The following is a 16,229-nucleotide window of genomic DNA, read 5'->3' on the forward strand; positions in this document are numbered from 1 at the left end:
GCGTCGTGGTGGCAGTGGGCCGCGGCCGGGTGCTGGACCGGGTGCCGGGCAGCGACCGGGCCGGCGCCGCCGCCGTGTACGACGCGCTCACCGCCTCACTGCGGACGACGGTGTGGGTCGTGCTGCCGACGGGGGCGGTGCTGCTGGCCGGCGGAGCGGTGGGGTGGTTCCTGGCGACGCGTCGGCGTACCGCACGGTAGGGACGCCCGACATGCGCGGGTGCGTGGGCCGGGCGAGAGTGGAGGGTGAGAGTCGGGGGCGACCGAGAGGCCGGCCGTATGCGAGCCATCGCTGTCAGCGCGTTCGGTGCGGAGCCCCGCCCGGTCGAGGTCCCCAAGCCGGACCCCGGCCCGGGTGACGTGCGGGTGAAGGTCGACTACGCGGCGCTCAACCCGCTCGACCGGGAGCCCTGGGCCCACGTCGCGGACGAGGCGGACCCCTCGGCCTACCCCCTGGTGCTGGGAGCCGACTTCGCGGGACGGGTGGACATGATCGGCCCCGGCGACAACCGCTTCCGGGTCGGCGACCCGGTCTTCGGCCGGGTGGGGCGGCCCACGAGGGGATGCGGGGCGTACAGCGAGTACGTCTGCGTGGCCCAGGACTCCCCCGTGGCGCTCGTGCCGCGGGACCTGCCGCTCCCGCTCGCCGCCGCTCTGCCGACCGCCGGGATGACCGCCGCGCAGATCCTGGACGGCACGGCGGTGCGCAACAGCCGGAGCCTGCTCGTCATCGGGGCGGCGGGCGGTGTCGGCGGCTTCCTGACCCAACTCGCCGCGGCCCGCGGCATCACGGTCGTCGCGGCGGTGCGGGGTGACGAGAACAGGCGGATGAAGGAGCTCGGCGCCACGGTCACCGTCGACACGAGCCGTGCCGACGGGGCGTTGGAGGTGGCGGTGAGGGAACTCTGCCCGAGCGGAGCCGACTCGCTGGCCGACCTGGTCTCCACCGGTCCGGCCGCCTTCGCCGCTCATGCCGCCCTGCTGCGTGCGGGCGGTGTCGCGGTCACCACCCGCGGCGTCGCCGCGCCGCCGGGGGTGGCCTGGGTCGACTTCCGGATCGCCCCGACGGCCGCCCTGCTCGACGAGCTGGCCGCCGCAGCGGCGCGCGGGGAGCTGAGCGTGCCCGTCGTCATGCAGTTGCCGTTGGAGAAGGCCCCGCAGGCCCTGGCACAGAACCGGGCGGGCGGCGCACGGGGGAAGACGGTCTTCTCCGTGCGGACCGACGGGCACGACACCCGAAGGACACCGATCGGCGCCGCGGCCACCGCGGGCACCGCAGCACACCGAGCCGGGAGAGGCACATGGGCGACCAGGACATCTTCGAGAGCATCGACGAGCTGATCTCGCAGGAGCGGGAGCTGCGTTCGCGCTCGACCGTGGACGGTCTCTCCGACGAGGAGCGGGCCCGGCTGCGGGAGGTGGAGGTCCGGCTGGACCAGTGCTGGGACCTGCTGAGACAGCGCCGGGCGCTCAGCGAGTACGGCGAGGACCCGTCGGCGGCCCGGGTCCGCCCCGCCGACGAGGTCGAGGGGTACGAGAACTGAGACGGAGCACGGGAGCCGATCAGTCCGACGGCCGGTCCCGCCGGTCCTGCAGACGCTCCATCTCCCGGCGGTCGCGCTTGGTCGGGCGGCCCGTGCCCCGGTCCCGGACGGGCACCTGGAGCACCGCCTCGCGCGGCGGCGGGGGCGGGCTGTTGTCGACGAAGCACTCCGCGGCGACCGGCGGCCCCACACGCTTCTTGACAATCTTCGAGACGACGACGATCCGGTCCCGGCCCGCGTGCCGGAGGCGCACCTCGTCGCCCGTGCGCAGCGCCTGGGCGGGTTTGGCCCGCTCGCCGTTGACCCGCACGTGTCCGGCCCGGCAGGCGGCGGCCGCCTGCGACCGGGTCTTCGTCAGCCGCACCGACCAGATCCAGACGTCGACCCGGACGCTTCCCTCCGCCTGTGGCGCCTCACCGGAAACCATGGAACCGACTGTAGTCCGGCCGGACGCCCCGGCGTGCGGCCAGGACGGACGCCGCCGCCCACCGCGCTCGTCACCCGATCGCCGAGCGCACCGCCGGTGGCCGGCATCCCGCGCGGCCCATGCACCTGCGGTGAGAGACCCGGGCCGGATGCCCGTCACCACCGTCCGTACGTGGGACGGGGCTCGTGGAGGACCACAGCTCGTGGGAAGCAGCACTTGTGCGGGCCGGACGGCCGTTCCCGGCCACATGACACATGAAGGTGAGGACGGCCGTTCCCGGCCACATGAAGGTGAAAACGGCCGCCGGGCCCGGGCGGGCCGCCGCCGTCACGGCCCGGTGGCCACGCGCGTCGCGCGCTCAACGGGATCACGCCGCGTGCGGGTTGCCTCGTGGGGGCGCGCGTACGCCGATCCGCAGGGCCGGACGGCCGCCTACCTGACAGGTCATCAGGAGCCCCCGCCGGTCACACCGGGCATGCACCGCGACCGTGACGGCGGGTGAACGTCCACTCGGTGCGCGGGACAGCCGGTGGAGGCTGGTGAAGTCCGGGCCACCGGTGTGGGAGAGTCCCTTGTCGGAGCCCGCCCGAAGCGGGGCGGGCCGCGCCACCGAACGGCCGGATCCGGCCGCTAACCTTACGTATCCGCCCTGGCCAGGGATGAATTCCCGCAGTACGGACATTTATCGCACCCAACTCATGCGAAAGGCCTCGCCCATGGGCATTCGGAGCTTGCTGCGCAAGGTGTTCGGCCGCACGGAGCAGGACGAGTCGGCCGCGGCCACCGTCCCGCCCCAGGCCGAGCGCACCCAGCCCACGGAGCCGGAGCCGGAGAGCACTTCGGCGGCCGAGCCCGCGAAGGCCTCGGTGCCGGCCCCGGCCGCGCCCTCCTCAACCCGGGCCACCGACGAGCGCGAGGCCGGACCGGCATCGGACCTGGTGGCTGCGGCCTTCGACAAGGCGGCCACCACCCCTGCTTCCCCGTCGACCTCCGCCTCCGCGCCGACGGTTCCGGCGCAGGGGTCGGATCCGGACACCAGAAAGGCCCAGGCGGACGCGAAGAAGGCGGACGCGGAGGCGAAGAAGGCGGCGCTCGCCGCCGCCCCGGAGCCCGTCGCCGTCCCGCCGATCATGATCGACATGGACCCGGAGCCGGAAACGGAGGCGGAGCCGGAGTCAGGAGCCGACACGGCGGTGGCCGCCGAAGCCGACGCACGGGCGAGCACTCCGGACGCCGGCACGGACGAGGCACCGGTAGCCGACGCCACGCCGGCCGCCGACGCGGCACCCGCTAAGGCCGAGAAGGAGCCCGCACCGGAGGTCGCACCCGACCCCGCACCCGAGGCCGAAGCCGCGGAGAGCGTGGACGCGGTGAGCGCGAACGCGGAGACCGCGGAGAAGCCGGCGACCCCCGCCGAGGCCGCGGTCGCGACGCCCGAGGACGCGACCGCGGAGACCGCGGAGACCCCCGCCGAGGCCGCACCTGGGACCACCACCGGCAAGGCGCCGAAGCCGAAGGCCGGCGCCAAGGCACCCAAGCCGAAGGCCGGCGCCAAGGCACCCAAGCCGAAGGCCGGCAAGAGCACCTCGAAGCCGCAGCCGAAGAAGGCCGCCGAATCGGCACCCGACTCCCCGGCGGCGACCAGGACGCCCCCCGCGGGGAAGACGAAGACGGTGCCGAAGGCGGCCCCCGCACCGGCCGAGACAGCCGCGGAAGCAACCGCTGGGGCGTCCACCGACGCCAAGCCCGCCGACGCCCAGCCCGCTGACGTCGCCGAGTCCACCGGCGCAGCCGAGTCCACCGGTGCGGCCAAGCCCGCCGACGCCGCCAAGCCCGCTGTCACCCTGGCCCGCGTCAAGAGCGCGGCACCCCGGCTCGTCGCCCCGTACAAGGCGGCGCAGACCGCCCTCAAGGCGCACGGGCTGACCGGCCTGCGGGCCACTGTGTACCTCGTCCTCGACCGGTCCGGGTCCATGCGGCCGTTCTACAAGGACGGCAGTGCCCAGCACCTGGGCGACCGGGCCGTGGCGCTGGCCGCGCACCTGGACGCGGACGCCACCGTGCCCGTCGTCTTCTTCTCGACCGACATCGACGGCACGGGGACGGTCGACCTCGGTGCGCACGAGAGCCGGATCGACGAGCTGCACGCCGAACTCGGCCGGCTGGGACGCACCAACTACCACCGGGCCGTCGAAGAGGTCGTCGCGCACCACGAGAAGGCAGGGGCCGCCGGTCCGGCGCTCGTGATCTTCCAGACGGACGGTGCCCCGGACGCCAGGCAGGCGGCCCGGCAGGCCCTGGCGGACGCGGCACGACTGCCGTTGTTCTTCCAGTTCGTCGCGTTCGGCGACGAGGACGCCAAGGCGTTCGACTTCCTGCGCAAGCTGGACGTCGAGAACGCCGGGTTCTTCCACGCGGGCCCCGCGCCCCGGGAGGTCACCGACGCGGCGTTCTACCGGGCCGTGCTCGCCGGACTGCCCGCCTGGGCCACCGCCCGCGGGATCGCCGCCGGAGACTGACGACGTCCGGCCGTACGGTCGCGGCGGGTGCCCTTCTTCCGAACCGGACCCCGCCGTGGCCGTGCGGCCGCCGGCCGTCGCGGCCGCCCCCAGAGCCGCACGGCGGGTGCCGCCGTTATCGATGTGAGTGGATCTTCCACGGGCCGTTAGGATTTCGACCATGGCGGCCACTGGATCCGAGAAGCAAGGGGGCGACGGCGTGAAGAGTTTCTACGTATCGACCCCCATCTACTACGTCAACGACGCTCCTCACCTGGGCCACGCCTATACGACCGTCGCAGGCGACGTGCTCACGCGCTGGCACCGTCAGCGCGGCGAGAAGGTGTGGTACCTCACCGGCACGGACGAGCACGGTCAGAAGATCATGCGCACGGCCGAGGCGAACAACGTCACGCCCCAGGCCTGGTGCGACAAGCTCGTCGAGGAGTCCTGGAAGCCCCTCTGGGAGCACCTCGGCATCGCGAACGACGACTTCATCCGCACGACGGAGAAGCGGCACACCGACCGTGTGCAGGAGTTCGTGCAGGACCTGTTCGACAAGGACCAGATCTACAAGGGCGGGTACGAAGGCCCGTACTGCGTGGGCTGTGAGGAGTACAAGCTCCCCGGGGACCTGATCGAGGCCGAGGACGGCACGAAGCTGTGCCCGATCCACAAGAAGCCGGTGGAGCTCCTCAAGGAGGAGAACTACTTCTTCAAGCTGAGTGAGTACGGCCCGAAGCTCATGGAGTTCTACGCGGCCAACCCGGACTTCATCCAGCCCGAGTCGGCGCGCAACGAGATCGTGAACTTCGTCAAGCAGGGTCTCCAGGACCTGTCGATCTCACGTTCCACGTTCGACTGGGGCGTCCCGGTGCCGTGGGACCCGAAGCACGTCATCTACGTGTGGATCGACGCACTGCTCAACTACGCGACGGCCGTCGGTTACGGCTCCGACCAGGAGAAGTTCGACGGCACCTTCCCGGCGGACGTGCACCTGATCGGCAAGGACATCCTCCGCTTCCACTCGGTCATCTGGCCGGCGATGCTGATGGCGCAGGGGCTGCCGCTGCCCGGCAAGGTCGTCGCCAACGGCTGGCTGATGGTCGGCGGCGAGAAGATGTCGAAGTCGAACCTCACGGGCATCAAGCCCCAGGACCTGACCTCGCACTTCGGCGTGGACGCGTACCGCTGGTACTTCCTGCGGGCCATCGCCTACGGCAGTGACGGCTCGTTCTCCTGGGAGGACTTCAGCGCCCGGTACACCTCCGAGCTCGCCAACGACTACGGCAACCTCGCCTCACGGGTCGCCGCCATGGTCGGCAAGTACTTCGGCGGTTCGCTCCCGGAGGCCACGGCTGCCGGTGACGCCGAGCGGGCTGTCCAGGAGGGGCTGGCGCAGGCCGTCGCGACCGCCGACCGGAAGATCGGTGAGGAGCTGGACTTCCAGGGCGGCATCCTGGCCGTCTTCGACTTCGTGAAGCAGGTCAACGGCTACATCACGGAGCAGGAGCCCTGGAAGGTCGCCAAGGACCAGTCACCGGAGGGCCAGGCGCGCCTCGCGACGATCCTGTACACGGCCGCCGAATCGCTGCGCGGTGTCGCCGTCCTGCTGAACGCCGTCATGCCGGACACCTCGCAGAAGCTCTGGGACTCGCTGGGCGCGGAGGCTTCCCTCGGCGCCCTGTCCGACCAGCGCGTCCAGGACGCGGGCCGCTGGGGCCTGCTGCCCGCGGGCACGACGGTGACGAAGGGTGCGGTGCTGTTCCCGCGCCTGGAGGAGAAGCCGGCCTGACCGTCCGTGCACGAAGGAGCCCGGGACCCGGAAGCATCGGGTCCCGGGCTCCTCGCACGTATGGCGCCGGTGCCGTCACCGGCCGAGCGCCACGGCGTCCCCCATGACGATCACCGGGTGCTTCGCCGGATCCAGCGTGCGCAGCAGTTCCCTCATCCTGTCCTCGGGGAGCGAGACGCAGCCCTGGGTGGGGCCTCCGTGGTCGACGTGGATCCAGATGCCGCCGCCCCGCTCCTCGCCGAGCGGCCGCTCGTGATCCAGGGGACTCGTGCCCGGGGTGCGGTTGTAGTTGATGGCGATGACGTAGTCGAAGGACCCCTCCAGCGGCTCGCCGAGGAAGCCCTCGCCGCTCACGTGGAAGCGGGACTGTTCGTCGTACGGGAGGAGGGCACCGGGGTCCGGCAGCCGGCCGCCCGCGTCGGTGAGCCCGAACACTCCGACCGGGGAGCGCAGGTCGTCCGCCTCGTGGTGGCCCGTCCAGCCCTTCATGCCGTTGTGGGCGGACCAGGGGCCCGCCTCCGGTCTCCACCCGCGCGCGGGATCGTCGCGGGTGTAGAGCACGACCGTGGAGCGGTTGAGGTCGGGGCCCGATCCGGTGACCACGACGGCCTGGCGAGCGGTGGCCGGGATCTGCGCCCTGGTCAGCGGGCCCAGCCCCGGGATCTCCCGGGGCGGCGTGAACACCACCGGGGAGGACGACGACGAGGGCGCCCCCGGCCCGGCGGCGACGCGGGGCGCGGCCGTCTTCACCGCACCGGCTGAGCAGCCGATGACCAGCAGGAACAGGGCGACGAGCAGGGCATACGGGCGACGCGGGACGGACACGGTACGGGACTCCTCGATGGCGGGCGACAGGTCTGCTTCGCTGCCAGTCTTTGCCTGGCCCGGCGGCGCCGAACCGGAACCGGGGCCATCCGGCTGTACCCGGCGCTCTGTCCGTGTACCCGCCCACGAGGATCCTGCGCTCGGGTGCCCCACATCGCGGAACTCCCGAGCCGGTGGCCGGTGGCCCCTCCATGTGAAACAGCCCCCGGCGGGTGGCCGGGGGCTGTTTCACGTGGAACCGAAGCGGAATCGCCGGCGTCTACTTCGCGCCGGTGTCCCTCGCCACGGAGTCCTTGGCCTCGGCCTTCTCCTTCGCGCCGGCGGCCGGCTTGCGGAGCTGGATGTTCAGCTCACGCAGCCGGGCCTCGTCCAGCACGGTGGGGGCGCCCATCATCAGGTCCTGGGCGTTGCCGTTGAGGGGGAAGGCGATCGTCTCGCGGATGTTGGGCTCGTCGGCGAGCAGCATCACGATGCGGTCGACGCCCGGGGCGATGCCACCGTGCGGCGGGGCGCCGAGGCGGAAGGCGCGGAGCATGCCCGCGAACTCGTGCTCGACGGTCTCGCGGTCGTAACCGGCGATCTCGAACGCCTTGATCATCAGTTCGGGCTCGTGGTTGCGGATCGCGCCCGAGGACAGTTCGATGCCGTTGCAGACGATGTCGTACTGCCAGGCGAGGATGTCCAGCGGGTCCTTCGTCTCCAGGTCCTCCAGGCCGCCCTGGGGCATCGAGAAGGGGTTGTGCGAGAAGTCGATCCGGCCGGTCTCCTCGTCCTTCTCGTACATCGGGAAGTCGACGACCCAGCAGAACCGGAAGACGCCCTCCTCGAAGTGGCCGGCGCGCTTGGCGGCCTCCACCCGGACGGCGGACATGATCTTGGAGACCTCGTCGAACTCCCCGGCTCCGAAGAAGACGGCGTGGCCGGGGGCGAGGGAGAGCCGCTCCGTGAGGGTCTTGACGTCCGCCTCGGTGAGGAACTTCGCGATCGGGCCGGCCAGTGTGCCGTCCTCACCGACGCGCACCCAGGCCAGGCCCTTGGCGCCGTGCTCGACGGCGTACTCACCGAGGCCGTCGAAGAACTTCCGCGACTGGCCGGCGGTGTCCGGCACCGGCAGGGCGCGGACGTGCTTGCCGGCGAACGCCTTGAACCCGGAGTCGGCGAACACGTCGGAGATGTCGACGAGCTCCAGCTTGGCCCGCAGGTCCGGCTTGTCGTTGCCGTACTTCAGCATCGACTCCCGGAACGGGATGCGGGGGAACGGCGAAGTGACGTGGCGGCCGTTGCCGAACTCCTCGAAGAGTTCGGTCATGAGCTTCTCGATCGGCTGGAAGACGTCCTCCTGCTCGACGAACGACATCTCGACGTCGAGCTGGTAGAACTCGCCGGGCGAGCGGTCGGCGCGGGCGTCCTCGTCGCGGAAGCAGGGCGCGATCTGGAAGTAGCGGTCGAAGCCGGAGATCATCAGCAGCTGCTTGAACTGCTGCGGCGCCTGGGGGAGCGCGTAGAACTTGCCCGGGTTCAGCCGCGACGGGACGACGAAGTCACGGGCGCCTTCCGGGGAGGTCGCGGTGAGGATCGGCGTCGCCATCTCGTTGAAGCCGAGGGCCACCATCTTGGAGCGGATGGAGGCGATCACGGCCGACCGCAGCATGATGTTGCGGTGCATGCGCTCGCGGCGCAGGTCGAGGAAGCGGTACTCCAGGCGGCGCTCCTCGTTGACGCCGTCCTCGGTGTTGATCGTGAAGGGCAGTGGGCCGGCCTCACCCAGCACCTCCACCTCGGTGACCTCGATCTCGATCTCGCCGGTGGGGAGCTCCGGGTTGACGTTCTCGGCACCGCGCGCGGAGACCCGGCCGTCGATCCGTACGACGGTCTCCTTGGTCAGCTTCGCCAGGGCGTCGTTGCCGGGGGTGCCGGGGCGCGCGACGAGCTGGACCAGACCGTAGTGGTCGCGCAGATCGATGAAGAGGATGCCGCCCAGGTCTCGGCGATTGTGCAGCCAGCCGCTCAGCCGGACGTCGGTGCCGACGTCAGAGGCGCGGAGCTCGCCGCAGGTGTGGGACCTGTACCGATGCATCGTCGTTCATCCAGTCTTCGCGGTTCGGGGCGGATTGACACCCCAGGCTACCGTCCGCGGGCGCGCCTCTTCGTTGACATTCACCGCGCATGGTTCCGGGACGGCCGCCGGAGCCGGGCCGGCCGGCGCCCGGACGCGCGTCGAGCGGCTGTCCCTCGGTGGCGTCTCCGGGAACAATCTTCATAAAGTGGGTCAATGCGCACCGAGGAGATCCTGGCTGCGATCGGGACCGGTCTGTGGAGCTGGAACAGCTCCGCCGGCACCGTCTCGCTCGACGCCGAGGCGGCCCGGCTGCTCGGCATGCCCGCCGAGCCCACGGTCCGCCACAGCACGGAGGTGCGCCCCCGCTTCCACCCGGCCGACTGGAACGAGGTCGACGGCGTGGTCAACTTCGCCATCGCCGAGGACACGGTGGCCGAGGCCAGGTTGCGCGTCGTCGACGAGCGGGGCACGGTCCTGCGCACCGTCCGGAGCCGGTCGAAGCCCGTCGGCGTCGGGCTCCCCTCCGCGCCGCACGAGTACGTGCTGGTGGGCACGCTGGAGGAGGTCGCCGAGGCGCCGGACGCCGTCGCGGTGCGCACTCCCCTCACCGGCGACTGGCGCCGCTCCCGCGAGGCCTTCCTGCTGGACGCGGGACGGGCACTGGCGGAGGCCGGGTCGACCGAGGAGGTACTGAGGGTCGCCGGGTCGCTCTCGATGCCCGGCTTCTCGCCGGACGCCCTCGCCGTCTTCGGGATCTCCGGCGAACGCCTCACGGTGATCGGGCACTACGGGCACCACGGGGGCGACGAGGAGTCGTTCACCGACATGCCGCTGGACACCGACTACCCGGCCGCCGAGACCGTCCGGACGGGGCAGCCGGTCTATCTATCCTCCCCGGAGGAGTACCGCGCCCGCTTCCCCGTCACCTGGCCGCTCGCCAGGACACCGGAGCGCCGTTCGTGGGCCTTCCTGCCCCTGATCGCCTCGGGCCACACCATGGGTGCCTGGATGGCCGGGTTCCGGCACAGCGTGCCCTTCTCACCCGACGAGCGCGCGGTGCTGACGACCGTGGCCAGGATGCTGGCCCAGGCGCTCACCCGGGCCCGGACCGCCGAGACCGAGCGGGAGCTGTCCCTGGGGTTGCAGCGGTCGATGATGCCGTCCCTGGGCCCCGGCGTCCAGGGGCTGAGTGTGGCCGCGCGGTACATCCCGACCGGCGGCGGGCTCCAGGTGGGCGGCGACTGGTACGACATGATCCAGCTCCCCAACGGCCGGATCGCCCTGGTGATCGGTGACGTGCAGGGCCACGACGTGCGGGCCGCGGGGCTGATGGGCCAGCTGCGGATCGCCCTCCGGGCCTACGCCGCCGAGGGCCACCGCCCCGACGCGGTGCTCTCCCGGGCCTCGCGCTTCCTGTTCGGGCTCAACGACGCGTACGAACCCGGGGAGGGCGAGGACGAGCTCACCACGGCGCGTTTCGCCACCTGCCTGTACGCGGAGGCCGATCCGGACAGCGGCACCCTCGACATCGCCCGGGCGGGCCACCCGGATCCGGTGGTGGTCAGCGTCGACGGCACCGCGGTGATCCGGCAGACCGCGGGCGGCCTGCCGCTGGGCATCGAGAAGGACGCGGACTTCCCGACCACCCGCGTCGTCCTGGGTCCGGGCGAGACGATCATGCTGTGCACGGACGGTCTCATCGAGACGGGCGGTCACGACATGGCCACCGGCTGGACCAGGCTCCGGCCGATCCTGGAGCGGCCCATCGAGGATGTGGAGGAGCTCGCCGACGCGCTGGTCCGGGCCGTGCACGGCCCGGACTCGCACTACCTGACCGGGCCGCTCCTGGACCGGCGTGAGGACGACATCGCCGTCCTGGTCCTGCGCCGCGAGGGCACGCGCACCCGCAAACCCCACGCACGCCGCTCGGCGATGACCATCGCCCAGGCGGAACCCGAGCGGATCGCCGCGGCCCGGCAGCAGCTGCGGGAGCTGCTGCACGACTGGGCCGACGCGGAGCAGGTCGACTCGGCGGTGCTGATGGTCTCCGAGATGGCCACGAACGTCCTCGTCCACACCGACGGGGACGCGCTGCTCGTCGCCGAGGTGAGCGGTGAGCGGGGCGAGCGGCGGCTGCGCGTCGAGGTGGCCGACACCAGCGACGAACTGCCCCACAAGCGGCGGCCCGGCGAGATGGCGTCCAGCGGACGGGGGCTGATGCTGATGGAGATGCTCGCCGACGCGTGGGGGGTGGATCCGCAGGGCGAGGGGAAGTGCATCTGGTTCGAGCTGTACGAGTCGGTGGAACCGGCGGAGCTCGGCACGGTCGCCGTCTCATGAGCCGTCCGGAGCCCCTGACCTCGTGCGCAGCTCCCGGATGACACCGGAGGCCGCCGCGCACACGGGCACCGCGAGCAGCACGCCCAGCAGGCCCGCCACACCGGCGCCCGCGGTCAGCGCGATCAGGATCATGGCGGGGTGCATGTGGACCGTGCGGCTCTGGATGACGGGCTGGAGCACGTGCCCCTCCAGCACCTGGACCGCGAGGACCACGCCCAGCGCCCAGAGGGCGATCACGAACCCGCGGTCGGCGAGGGCGACGAGGACCGCCACGGTGCCGGAGACGAAGGCCCCCAGGTACGGCACGTAGGCGCCCACGAAGACGAGCGCCCCCAGCCCCACGGCGCCGGGGACCCGCAGGACGAGCAGTCCGACGGTGATGCACACGGCGTCGATCAGGGCGATCAGCGTGGTGCCGCGCATGAACCCCTCGACGGCCTCGAAGGCCGTGCGTCCCATGGCCTCGACCGCGTCCGCGGTGCCGCGCGGGGCGAGGGTGCGGACGAGGTGGGCGGCGCGGTCGGCGTCGCGCAGGAAGAAGAAGGTCAGCAGCAGCGCCAGGACCGCGGTGGCGACGAGGGTGCCGATGAGGCTGATGCCGGTGAGCAGTCCGCCGGCGGCGCTCGCGCCGAACCTGCCGACCAGGGTTTGCACGTTGTCCGCGAGGTCGTCCACGTCCGCGACGCCGGCGATGTCGAAGTGGTCGAGGACCCATTGGGCGGCCGACTTCAGCGAGGCCACGATCCGGCTCCCGCTGTCGACGAGGGCGGTGACGACGATGTAGCCGGCGCCTCCCACCACCGCGACGAGGGCCGCGCAGGTGAGTCCGGCCGCGAGCGACCTGTTCACCCCGTGTGCGGTCAGCCGACGGTGGACGGGGCCGAGCAGCGCCGTACCGAGCAGCGCGAGCAGGATGGGGGTGACCGCGGTCCTGAGGGCCACGCACAGCCAGACGCCCACCGCCCCGACACCGGCGACCAGGAGCAGGACACCGCACCAGGCGGCCGTCCGCCGGGCGCTTTCGGGCAGGAGGCGCTTGCGGGTAGGCACCCTCCCACCCGAACACGCGTGGCCAGCGGTGTCCCGCCCGTACGGGCGTACGGGTGACGGCTCGTCACCCGTACGCCCCTTCGCAGGTCACATGCCGTGCACGGCGGGCACCGTGCCGAGGCGGCCGGCCTGGAAGTCCTCGAAGGCCTGCTGGAGCTCGGCCTGGGTGTTCATCACGAAGGGCCCGTAGTGCGCCATCGGCTCACGGATCGGGCGCCCGCCGAGCAGCACGACCTCCAGGTCCGGGGTGTTGCCGTCCTGCGTCTCGTCGGCGCGGACGGTGATCGCGGATCCGGCGCCGAAGACCGCGGTCTGCCCCGTGCGGACGGGGCGCCGCTCCATGCCGACACTGCCGCGCCCGGCGAGGACGTACGCGAGGCCGTTGAAGTCCTCGCGCCACGGGAGCGTGACCTCGGCTCCCGGCCGCACGGTGGCGTGGATCATCGAGATGGGGGTGTGGGTGATCCCGGGGCCCTCGTGGCCGTCGAGGTCACCGGCGATGACGCGCAGCAGTGCGCCGCCGTCCGGGGAGGCGAGGAGCTGGACCTGTCCGCCCCGGATGTCCTGGTAGCGCGGGGCCATCATCTTGTCCGACCTGGGCAGGTTCACCCAGAGCTGGAGACCGTGGAAGAGGCCGCCGGACATGACGAGCGCCTCCGGGGGCGTCTCGATGTGGAGGAGGCCCGAGCCGGCCGTCATCCACTGGGTGTCGCCGTTCTCGATCGCCCCGCCGCCGCCGTTGCTGTCCTGGTGGATGAAGCTGCCGTCGATGATGTAGGTGACGGTCTCGAAGCCGCGGTGCGGATGCCAGGGGGTGCCCTTCGGCTCGCCCGCCGCGTACTCCACCTCCCCCATCTGGTCCATCATGATGAACGGGTCGAGGTGCCGGTAGTTGATCCCGGCGAAGGCGCGCCGCACCGGGAACCCCTCGCCCTCGAAACCCGACGGCGCGGTGGTGACCGTCAGCACGGGACGGGCCACGGCGTCCGCCGGGGCGGCGACCTTGGGCAGGGTCAGCGGGTTGTCGACGGTCACTGCGGGCATGGGAGCCACCTCCGGAAGTCTTGCCATCAATTTAGTTGAACGATGAACATCTGGCAAGGCGGCCTCGTTCCCGGGCGCGCCGGACGGCGGACGCCCCAGGGGGCGGATGCCCGTGGACAGCAGGAGGCCCGGACCGGGAACTGCTCCCGGTCCGGGCCTCACCGACGGCGCACGGCCGCAGGGCGCCGCCTAGCCGTACATGCGGCGCATGGCGAAGTCGACCATCTGCTCCACCGCCTTGGCGTCGAACACCATGCGGTGGTCGCCCTCCATGTCCAGGACGAAGCCGTAGCCGGTCGGCAGCAGGTCGATGACCTCGGCCCCCGTGATCACGAAGTACTTCGACTCCTTGCCCGCGTACCGCCGGAGCTCCTTGAGCGTGGTGAACATCGGGATCACGGGCTGCTGCGTGTTGTGGAGCGCCAGGAAGCCCGGGTTGTCACCGCGCGGGCAGTAGACCTTCGACGTCGCGAAGATCTGCTGGAAGTCCTCCGCGGACAGCGCACCCGTCGTGAAGGCCCGAACCGCGTCGGCCAGGGACGGCGGCGAAGGCTCGGGGTACAGCGGCTGCTCGCCGTAGCCGCCACCCATCTGCTGCTGCGCGCCCGGGTTCTGGTCGTAGCCATACATGCGGCAAAGAGTAATCGGACACATCTGTGCCTCGGGGGGTTGCGTCTTATTACTGACCGGTAGCATCATCGGAGGGGTGAGCTGACACACCCACGCCAGGCCGCCCGATCCTCACTCCTCCACGGGGCGCTGCGCGCCACTGCTATTGATTACGGAGCCTTCCCATGGGGCACTACAAGTCGAATCTCCGCGACATCGAGTTCAACCTCTTCGAGGTCCTCGGGCGCGACAAGCTGTACGGCACCGGCCCGTTCGCGGAGATGGACGTCGAGACCGCGAAGTCGATCCTCGACGAGGTCACCCGCCTCGCGGAGAACGACCTCGCCGACTCGTACGCCGACGCCGACCGCAACCCGCCGGTCTTCGACCCCGAGACGAACACCGCGCCGGTGCCGGACTCCTTCAAGAAGTCCTACCAGGCGTTCATGGACTCCGAGTACTGGCGCCTGGGCCTGCCGGAGGAGATCGGCGGCACCACCTCCCCCCGCTCCCTGATCTGGGGCTACGCGGAGCTGCTGCTCGGCTCCAACCCGGCCGTCTGGATGTACTCCTCCGGCCCGGCCTTCGCCGGCATCCTCTTCGACGAGGGCAACGACGCGCAGAAGAAGATCGCCGAGATCGCCGTCGAGAAGCAGTGGGGCTCGACGATGGTGCTGACCGAGCCGGACGCCGGCTCGGACGTCGGCGCCGGCCGCACGAAGGCCGTCGAGCAGGAGGACGGCTCCTGGCACATCGAGGGCGTGAAGCGCTTCATCACCTCGGGCGAGCACGACATGTCGGAGAACATCCTCCACTACGTGCTGGCACGTCCCGAGGGCGCCGGGCCGGGCACCAAGGGCCTCTCCCTCTTCATGGTCCCGAAGTTCCACTTCGACTGGACCACCGGCGAGCTCGGTGAGCGCAACGGCGTGTACGCGACGAACGTCGAGCACAAGATGGGGCTCAAGGCCTCCAACACCTGCGAGATGACCTTCGGTGACCAGCACCCCGCCAAGGGCTGGCTGATCGGCGACAAGCACGACGGCATCCGCCAGATGTTCCGCATCATCGAGTTCGCCCGCATGATGGTCGGCACGAAGGCCATCGCCACCCTGTCGACGGGCTACCTCAACGCGCTGGAGTACGCCAAGGAGCGCGTCCAGGGCACCGACCTGTCGCAGTTCATGGACAAGACGGCCCCCAAGGTCACCATCACGCACCACCCCGACGTCCGCCGCGCCCTCATGACGCAGAAGGCGTACGCCGAGGGGATGCGCTCGCTCGTGCTGTACACCGCCTCCGTCCAGGACGCCATCCAGGTCACGGAGGCCGCGGGCGACGACGCCAAGGCACTGCACGGGCTCAACGACCTGCTGCTCCCGATCGTGAAGGGCTACGGCTCCGAGAAGTCCTACGAGCAGCTCGCGCAGTCGCTCCAGACCTTCGGCGGGTCCGGGTACCTCCAGGAGTACCCGATCGAGCAGTACATCCGTGACGCCAAGATCGACACGCTGTACGAGGGCACGACGGCCATCCAGGGCCAGGACTTCTTCTTCCGGAAGATCGTCCGCGACCAGGGCGCGTCCCTGAACACCCTCTCCGAGGAGATCAAGAAGTTCCTCGCCGGCGCCCAGGACCACGAGGAGCTGTCCGGTGCGCTGGACAACCTCGCCAAGGCCGCCGTGGACCTGGAGGCGATCGTCGGCACGATGATCACCGACCTCACCGCCACCGGCGAGGACGTCAGGAACATCTACAAGGTCGGCCTCAACACCACGCGCCTGCTCATGGCGTCCGGTGACGTCGTCGTCGGCTACCTGCTGCTCAAGGGCGCTGCCGTCGCCGCCGAGAAGCTGCCCACCGCGTCCGCCAAGGACGTCGCGTTCTACCAGGGCAAGATCGCCGCGGCGAAGTTCTTCGCCGCGAACGTCCTGCCCGGCGTCTCGGCCGAGCGGGCGCTGGCCGAGTCCGTGGACAACTCGCTGATGGAGCTGGACGAGGCCGCGTTCTGACGCGCCCCCGGCACCGCTGACGGCCCG

The 16,229-nt window shown here is 71.3% G+C and carries 12 protein-coding genes and 1 pseudogene; 7 read left to right on the forward strand and 6 right to left on the reverse strand.

All coding sequences use genetic code 11. The features are described from left to right. From ABZ371_RS16315 to ABZ371_RS16325, 3 genes and pseudogenes are all read left to right on the forward strand, one after another. Positions 1–200 (forward strand): annotated as a pseudogene (locus ABZ371_RS16315) (hypothetical protein); the annotation flags it as partial. A 78-nt stretch (positions 201–278) separates the two neighbouring features. Next, on the forward strand, positions 279–1,340 hold the full coding sequence (locus tag ABZ371_RS16320; RefSeq protein WP_358679365.1) for a zinc-binding dehydrogenase: 1,062 nt from the start codon (positions 279–281) through the stop codon (positions 1,338–1,340). Further along, positions 1,301–1,543, forward strand: a complete 243-nt coding sequence (locus ABZ371_RS16325) for a DUF2630 family protein (protein ID WP_358679367.1) — start codon at positions 1,301–1,303, stop codon at positions 1,541–1,543. Before ABZ371_RS16320 ends, ABZ371_RS16325 begins: the two co-directional genes overlap by 40 nt. A gap of 19 nt (positions 1,544–1,562) precedes the next feature. Here ABZ371_RS16325 and ABZ371_RS16330 read toward each other — a convergent pair whose 3' ends face one another. Further along, entirely contained in the window at positions 1,563–1,970 is a 408-nt protein-coding gene (locus tag ABZ371_RS16330; protein WP_358679370.1) for an RNA-binding S4 domain-containing protein, read from the reverse strand. Positions 1,971–2,686: 716 nt separating this feature from the next. On the opposite strand from ABZ371_RS16330, the gene ABZ371_RS16335 reads away from it, so the two are divergent. Together ABZ371_RS16335 and metG are read left to right on the forward strand one after the other, a co-directional pair. Then, positions 2,687–4,489: a VWA domain-containing protein gene (locus tag ABZ371_RS16335; protein ID WP_358679373.1), complete on the forward strand. Its 1,803-nt coding sequence runs from the start codon at positions 2,687–2,689 to the stop codon at positions 4,487–4,489. Positions 4,490–4,649: 160 nt separating this feature from the next. Next, positions 4,650–6,263 (forward strand): methionine--tRNA ligase, encoded by a 1,614-nt coding sequence (gene metG / locus ABZ371_RS16340; protein ID WP_358679375.1) that lies wholly within the window; start codon positions 4,650–4,652, stop codon positions 6,261–6,263. A gap of 75 nt (positions 6,264–6,338) precedes the next feature. Here the strand turns inward: metG and ABZ371_RS16345 are convergent, their stop codons facing one another. Then, a complete protein-coding gene (locus tag ABZ371_RS16345) occupies positions 6,339–7,088 on the reverse strand; it encodes a L,D-transpeptidase family protein (protein WP_358679378.1) in 750 nt (249 codons plus the stop codon). A gap of 259 nt (positions 7,089–7,347) precedes the next feature. Then, on the reverse strand, positions 7,348–9,165 hold the full coding sequence (gene aspS, locus ABZ371_RS16350; protein ID WP_358679381.1) for an aspartate--tRNA ligase: 1,818 nt from the start codon (positions 9,163–9,165) through the stop codon (positions 7,348–7,350). Between the two features lie 195 nt (positions 9,166–9,360). On the opposite strand from aspS, the gene ABZ371_RS16355 reads away from it, so the two are divergent. Further along, on the forward strand, positions 9,361–11,487 hold the full coding sequence (locus ABZ371_RS16355) for a SpoIIE family protein phosphatase (protein WP_358679384.1): 2,127 nt from the start codon (positions 9,361–9,363) through the stop codon (positions 11,485–11,487). On the opposite strand, the gene ABZ371_RS16360 is transcribed toward ABZ371_RS16355, so the two are convergent. The 3 genes from ABZ371_RS16360 to ABZ371_RS16370 form a co-directional block, all read right to left on the reverse strand. Next, the gene (locus ABZ371_RS16360; RefSeq protein ID WP_358679386.1) at positions 11,482–12,537 is read right to left on the reverse strand and encodes an AI-2E family transporter; all 1,056 of its coding nucleotides are present in this window, start codon (positions 12,535–12,537) and stop codon (positions 11,482–11,484) included. The two genes, ABZ371_RS16355 and ABZ371_RS16360, sit on opposite strands and share 6 nt — an antisense overlap. An 87-nt stretch (positions 12,538–12,624) precedes the next feature. Beyond that, positions 12,625–13,581 carry a pirin family protein gene (locus tag ABZ371_RS16365; RefSeq protein ID WP_358679389.1) on the reverse strand — a complete coding sequence of 319 codons (957 nt, stop codon included), beginning with the start codon at positions 13,579–13,581 and terminating at the stop codon, positions 12,625–12,627. A 189-nt stretch (positions 13,582–13,770) separates the two neighbouring features. After that, the gene (locus ABZ371_RS16370) at positions 13,771–14,211 is read right to left on the reverse strand and encodes an SseB family protein (RefSeq protein WP_358679391.1); all 441 of its coding nucleotides are present in this window, start codon (positions 14,209–14,211) and stop codon (positions 13,771–13,773) included. A gap of 164 nt (positions 14,212–14,375) precedes the next feature. Here ABZ371_RS16370 and ABZ371_RS16375 point away from each other — a divergent pair, with 164 nt between their 5' ends. Then, complete coding sequence (locus ABZ371_RS16375) at positions 14,376–16,202, forward strand: acyl-CoA dehydrogenase (RefSeq protein WP_358679394.1); 1,827 nt, start codon at positions 14,376–14,378, stop codon at positions 16,200–16,202. The last annotated feature ends 27 nt before the right edge of the window (positions 16,203–16,229 follow it).

It is taken from the genome of Streptomyces sp. NPDC005899 (assembly GCF_040629645.1).
In the GTDB taxonomy this organism is placed as follows: Bacteria; Actinomycetota; Actinomycetes; order Streptomycetales; family Streptomycetaceae; genus Streptomyces.